The organism is Pseudomonas sp. (assembly GCF_049645325.1).
Classification (GTDB): Bacteria; Pseudomonadota; Gammaproteobacteria; order Pseudomonadales; family Pseudomonadaceae; genus Aquipseudomonas.
Window position 1 is genome coordinate 1 of the sequence record NZ_JBARTQ010000387.1, and the last position, 5,834, is coordinate 5,834.

The 5,834-nt window shown below is 64.6% G+C and carries 6 protein-coding genes; 5 read left to right on the forward strand and 1 reads right to left on the reverse strand.

Annotated features, from left to right (window positions below; all coding sequences use genetic code 11):
• Positions 1–148: 148 nt before the first annotated feature.
• On the reverse strand, positions 149–1,192 hold the full coding sequence (locus tag WBB95_RS16905; RefSeq protein WP_424488638.1) for a LacI family DNA-binding transcriptional regulator: 1,044 nt from the start codon (positions 1,190–1,192) through the stop codon (positions 149–151).
• A gap of 161 nt (positions 1,193–1,353) precedes the next feature.
• Between WBB95_RS16905 and WBB95_RS16910 the strand changes: the two genes are divergently transcribed.
• From WBB95_RS16910 to WBB95_RS16930, 5 genes are all read left to right on the forward strand, one after another.
• Positions 1,354–2,448 (forward strand): fatty acid desaturase family protein, encoded by a 1,095-nt coding sequence (locus WBB95_RS16910; RefSeq protein WP_424488639.1) that lies wholly within the window; start codon positions 1,354–1,356, stop codon positions 2,446–2,448.
• 27 nt (positions 2,449–2,475) lie between these two features.
• Entirely contained in the window at positions 2,476–2,796 is a 321-nt protein-coding gene (locus WBB95_RS16915; protein WP_099491859.1) for a MocE family 2Fe-2S type ferredoxin, read from the forward strand.
• Between the two features lie 2 nt (positions 2,797–2,798).
• Positions 2,799–4,013 (forward strand): NAD(P)/FAD-dependent oxidoreductase, encoded by a 1,215-nt coding sequence (locus WBB95_RS16920; protein WP_424488640.1) that lies wholly within the window; start codon positions 2,799–2,801, stop codon positions 4,011–4,013.
• Between the two features lies 1 nt (position 4,014).
• The gene (locus WBB95_RS16925; RefSeq protein ID WP_424488641.1) at positions 4,015–4,833 is read left to right on the forward strand and encodes a sugar phosphate isomerase/epimerase family protein; all 819 of its coding nucleotides are present in this window, start codon (positions 4,015–4,017) and stop codon (positions 4,831–4,833) included.
• Between the two features lie 49 nt (positions 4,834–4,882).
• Positions 4,883–5,834: Dyp-type peroxidase (locus WBB95_RS16930; protein ID WP_424488642.1), on the forward strand; the 952-nt coding region annotated here is incomplete at its 3' end.

Here is a 5,834-nt window from a genome sequence, read left to right on the forward strand (position 1 = left end):
TGGAGGGGCAAGAGCCTTTTGGTTACTTTTGGCTGGGCCGGCATTCCGGCTCCTTTCAAAAGTGACCCGCTGTAAGAGCGGAACCCATATCAACCCCACCCCAAATAACGGATATACCCCCAACCCCAAACTTAAATAAGCCCCCCGCTCAGATGTTTTCCGACGTCACGATCTGCGGCGCGATATACACCCGATGCGCCACAGGATCAAACCCCTCGGCAGTCTGCAAGTGCACCAACAGTTGCACCAACGCCGTGGCGGTCTGACGCGGCTGCGAGTCCATCACCACATCGATCAACCCTCGACTCAAGGCCTGGCGCGACAACTCGGTCGACTCCTGCAAAATGCAACACAGCGCCGGGCGCTTGGGCAACTGCGCCAGGGCGCTGATGATGCCGTCGCCACCGCCGCCGACCACGCAGAGGCCGCGCAGGTCGCTGTGGCGGCTGATCAGGTCGAGGGTGGCTTCTTCGGTGATGTCGCAGTTGTCCAGGTTGATTAACGGTTCCAACGGCTTGAGCCCGGGGGCGTGTTCGGCGAGGTAGCTGTGCAACCCTTCGACCCGCGCCTGGTGCCCCAGGAAGCGGTGGCCGCCCAACAAAATCCCGACGCTGCCTTTGCGTGCGCCGCACGTGCGCGCGAGCAGCCAGCCCATGGTGCGCCCGACCACGTGGTTGTCCTGGCCCACGTAGGGTTCAAGGGCGTGCTCGTGGATGTCCGAAAGCAGGGCGACCACCGGCACCCCGGCATCACGGATCTGCGCCAGGGTGGCGTTGATCAGCGGGTGGGCAAAGCTGACCACGGCAAGCGCATCGCACTGCACGGCGAGCTGCTCGATCTGCGCGACGATGGCGGCAGGCGAACGGTCGAACACGTATTCGAACTGGCAGGCCAGGTTGGCCGTCGCGTGGTCCTGCGCCGCCTCGCTGATCGACTCGGCCAGGTTCGCGTAGAACGCCTGGGCAGTGCCCAGCAGCAGGATGCCGAAACGGTAAGTGGGGCGGCGTTCGCGAATGCGCTGGCCGATCAGTCGCGCGGCGAAATAACCCACGGCTTCGGCAGCCTGGAACACCTGCTCGGCGGTCTCTGCGGTCACCGGTGCGCGGGCGTTCAAGACCCGGTCGACCGTGGCCACGCTCAGGCCGGCGTGGGCGGCAACGGTGGCGATGGTTGGGCGTTTATTGTTGTTCATGAGGGGCCCCTTGAGCGTCTTGATAGAAAACTATCAAGCCCCGCTGGGAGCCGATGATAGCTTGATAGGGAATCGATTCAAGGCCTTGAGGAGGATTTACCCGTTCACTATCGTTTGTTTCGCACAGCACTTGAAAACCTCGCTTGCGGAGAACAATAACAATGCCTGAACACACCGCTCATCCCGCCCGGCGCGACTACAGCCTGACCGGCCCCGAAGCTGCCCGCGCGGCCGAAAAAGGCCTGGTCTCGGCCAGTTGGTACCAATCCCCCATCTCGCGTAAACGCATGAAAGAGCTGATGCAGCGCCGCGACGGCCCGGCCTTGCGCGACACCGCCCTCTGGGTGGCCGCGTTGTTCGCCAGCGGTTTTGGCGGTTACTGGTTCTGGGGTTCCTGGGCCTGCGTGCCGTTCTTCGTCGTTTATGGCGTGCTGTATGGCACCGCGTCCAACCCGCGCTGGCACGAAACCGGGCATGGCACCGCGTTCAAGACCCGCTGGATGAACGACGTGCTGTACCAGGTGGCGAGCTTCATGTGCATTTTCGAACCGCATGTGTGGCGCTGGAGCCATGCCCGGCACCACACCGACACCATCGTCGTCGGCCGTGACCCGGAGATCGTCGAACCGCGCCCGCCGAGCCTGTTGATGATGGGCTTGAGCCTGTTCAATCTGCCACTCGCGTGGAAGACCTTCAGCGGGGTGGCGCGCCATGCCATGGGCCAGATGAGCGCCCAGGAGCAAGACTTCATTCCCGAGTCCGAGTGGTCCAAGGTGTTCCGCGCGGCGCGCATCTGGGTCGGTATCTATGCGGTCGTCGTCGGCACCGCGTTGTACCTGCACAGCTGGCTGCCCCTGATGCTGGTGGGCCTGCCGAGCCTCTACGGTGCCTGGCTCGGCTACGTGTTTGGCCTGACCCAGCACGTGGGCCTGGCCGAAGACGTGCTCGACCACCGCAGCAACTGCCGCACCATCTACATGAACCGCGTGTTGCGCTTTATCTACATGGACATGAACTACCACCTCGAACACCACATGTACCCGATGGTGCCGTACCACGCCCTGGCGCAACTGCACGAAGAGATCCGCCACGACTGCCCGCCGCCGTACGCCAACCTGTTGGCGGCCTACCAGGAAATCATCCCGACGATCTGGAAGCAGCGCAGCGACCCGACCTATTTCATCCAGCGGCCCCTGGGCGCGCGTGCCGAACCGGCTGCCAGTGCCCCGGTGCAGGCAGAAGCCACAGCTGGCTGATCCCACTCAATAACAAGAGAAAACGCCATGAACGATCAATGGATCGACGTCTGCGCCGTGGGCGAAATAGACGAAGAAGACGTGCTGCGCTTCGACCACGGTGCACACACTTACGCGGTGTACCGCTCGGCCGAGAATGAGTTTTTCGCCACCGCCGGCCTGTGCACCCACGAAAAAATCCACTTGGCCGACGGCCTGGTGATGGACCACGTGATTGAGTGCCCCAAGCACAACGGGCGCTTTGACTACCGCTCCGGCAAGGCCCTCGGCGCCCCGGTGTGCGTCAACCTCAAGACCTACCCGGTGCGGGTTGAAGCGGGGCGGGTGTTACTCGCCGTCACGGCGTGATGATGAACAACGCACTGAAGCACGACGCGCTGATCATTGTCGGCGCCGGCCACGCCGGTGGCCGTGCGGCGCTGACCTTGCGCGAAGAAGGCTATACCGGGCGCCTCATCCTGATTGGCGATGAACCGCACGCGCCCTACGAACGGCCGCCGTTGTCCAAAGGCCTGTTGCAAGGCACGGCGGACCTGGCCGGGTGCAGCCTGTGCGACAGCACGCGCCTTGCCGAGTTGGGCATCGAGCACATCGCGGGCAACCCGGTGAGCCGCGTGGAACCTCAGCGCCACCGCCTGCAACTGGCCGACGGCGAATGGCTGCCCTACGCGGGGTTGCTGCTGGCGACCGGGGGCAGGGCGCGGCGCTTGCCGCAGGAACAGGCCAACGTGCTTTACCTGCGCACCCACGACGAAGCTTTGGCGTTGCGCGCTGCGTTACGCCCCGGCACGCGCCTGGTAGTGGTGGGCGGCGGGTTTATCGGCCTGGAAGTGGCGGCGACGGCACGCGGCCTGGGCTGCGCGGTGACGTTGCTCGAAGCCGGGCCAAGGCTGGCCGGCCGGGTGTTGCCTGCGGTTATCTCGCACGCCTTGCTCGATCTGCATCGCGGGCAGGGTGTGGACGTTCGCTTGAACGTGTCGCTGGCGTCCATCGAGGCCGACGCTGTGTTGTTGGCGGACGGGCAGCGGCTGGCGTGCGACCTGGTGGTGGTCGGCATCGGTATGCAGCCCAATACCGAACTGGCCGCAGCGGCGGGGCTGGAGGTGGGCCAGGGCATTCGCGTCGACGCGCACCTGCGCACCAGCGTGGCGGATATCTATGCGGCCGGCGATGTGTGTGAGTTTCGCCTGGCCGGCCAGTACCAGCGCCAGGAAACCTGGCGGAACGCCGAGGCCCAGGGGCGGCATGCCGCGTTGACGATGCTCGGCCGTGACGTGGCGTTCGACGCCGTTCCGGGCTTCTGGTCGGACCAATATGACTGGGGTTTGCAGACCGTGGGTGTGATCACGCCGCTGACCGTCAGCCGCGTGCTGCCGGGCGCCGGGTTGCTGTTGTTCTACCTCGACGCCGAGCACCGTTTGCAAGGTGCCTGCGGCTGGGCACGCGGTAACAGCGTGGCCAAAGACATCAAGCTGTGCGAGCGCCTGATCATCACCGGCAGGCCATTAAACGAGGCCAGCCTGGCCGACCCTGAGCTGTCCCTCAAACATATGCTGCGAGGCTGATATGCGCCAATTTCTGGTGTTCCAATCCCTGTGGGCCATGCAAACCGAACCGGGGCCTCTTGAGGCCCAGTTGGACCGCATCGCCGCTGCCGGTTTCGACGGCATCACCGACCATTACTGGAAACCCGCCGACGTCGCGCGCCTGCACGGAGCCGCCACGGCCAGGGGCTTGCAGGTTGAAGGCCAGCTGTTTCCACAGTCGGTGGATGACCTCGCCGCGGCACTCGATGTGATCAGCCGCTACGGCTGTCACCACCTCACCCTGCAAGCCGATGTGCGCCCACGCACCCAGGCCGAGGCGGGCAGGCTGGTCGAAGGCTGGCAGCGCCTGGCCGAGCAGGTGGACTTTCCGGTGCTGCTGGAAACCCACCGTTATCGCCTCACCAGCGACTTGCTGTTCACCCTCGACCTGCTGGCGCAAATGCCCGACCTGAAGCTGCTGGCCGACCTGTCCCACTACGTCGTCGGTCGTGAGTTGCCAGAGCCAGGCGCCGTGGAAGATGACGAGCAGATCCGCGAGATTCTGCGTCATAGCTGGGGCTTTCATGGCCGTGTGGCCAGCAGTGAGCACGTCCAGGTGTCCTTGGCATTCCCTCAGCACCAGGCCTGGGTGGAGCGCTTTACCGGCTGGTGGCGCTACGGGATCGAACATTGGCTGGCGCGTGCCGACACGCCGCACAGCCTGTCCTTCACCTGTGAACTGGGCCCGCCGCCCTATGCGATCACCGGCGCCGATGGCCGCGAAATCAGCGATCGCTGGGCCGAGGCGCTGCAGATGCAGGCGCTGATTCGCGAGGTGTGGCGCAGCTGTCAGGGATGATCTGCTAATCTGCGCGGGTTCAATTCGCCCCTAGCCCGTGGACCCCTTCATGAAGACATGCCCCGTTCAACCGCCCCTTGAGCCGCAGTCCGTTTGCCACCCGATCACCCGCAGTGCGATTTTCATGGTTGCCACCCTGACCCCCGGCAACCTCGACACCGTGCGTGGCTGGTGCGCAGACATCGCCGGGCTGGTGCGCTCGGTGGGCAAGCGGGTGCCGTCGGGCAACCTCACCTGTGTCTGCGGGTTTGGTTCGGATGCGTGGGACCTGCTGTTTGGTGCGCCGCGCCCGGCGGCGCTGCATCCCTTTCGCGAATTCGGTGTGCAAGGGCGCAGGGCGCTGTCGACACCGGGCGACCTCCTGCTGCACATTCGCGCCGACCAGATGGACCTGTGCTTCGAACTGGCCACGCACGTGATGGCCGCGTTGGGCGACAGCGTCAAGGTGGTGGATGAGGTCCAGGGTTTCCGCTACTTCGAGCTGCGCAGCATCATCGGCTTTGTCGACGGCACCGAGAACCCGGTGGGGCGCAAGGCCGAAGCGTTCACGATTGTCGGTGACGAAGACGCCGGGTTCAGTGGCGGCAGCTATGTGCTGGTGCAGAAATACCTGCACAACATGAGCGCCTGGAACGGCCTGACTGTGGAGGCCCAGGAGAAGGTGATCGGGCGCACCAAACTGTCGGACATCGAACTGGATGACGAGGCCAAGCCGAGCAACTCCCACAGCGCGTTGACGGTGATCACCGACGAGAACGGCGAAGAAGTCAAAATCCTGCGCGACAACATGCCCTTTGGCCGTCCCGGTGCCGGGGAGTTCGGCACCTACTTCATCGGTTATGCGCGTTCACCGCAGCCGTTGGAGCAGATGCTGGAAAACATGTTCGTCGGCCGCCCGGTCGGCAACTACGACCGCTTGCTCGACTTCAGCACCGCCGTCACCGGCGGCCTGTTTTTCGTGCCCTCGGCCGATCTGCTCGAAGCACTGGCCGAGCGTGAGC

Excerpts from the sequence above, each read along its gene's own strand:
- WBB95_RS16905 (WP_424488638.1), bottom strand. The coding sequence starts at position 1,192 with ATGAACAACAATAAACGCCCAACCATCGCCACCGTTGCCGCCCACGCC.
- WBB95_RS16915 (WP_099491859.1), top strand. The coding sequence starts at position 2,476 with ATGAACGATCAATGGATCGACGTCTGCGCCGTGGGCGAAATAGACGAA.
- WBB95_RS16910 (WP_424488639.1), top strand. The coding sequence starts at position 1,354 with ATGCCTGAACACACCGCTCATCCCGCCCGGCGCGACTACAGCCTGACC.
- WBB95_RS16920 (WP_424488640.1), top strand. The coding sequence starts at position 2,799 with ATGAACAACGCACTGAAGCACGACGCGCTGATCATTGTCGGCGCCGGC.
- WBB95_RS16925 (WP_424488641.1), top strand. The coding sequence starts at position 4,015 with ATGCGCCAATTTCTGGTGTTCCAATCCCTGTGGGCCATGCAAACCGAA.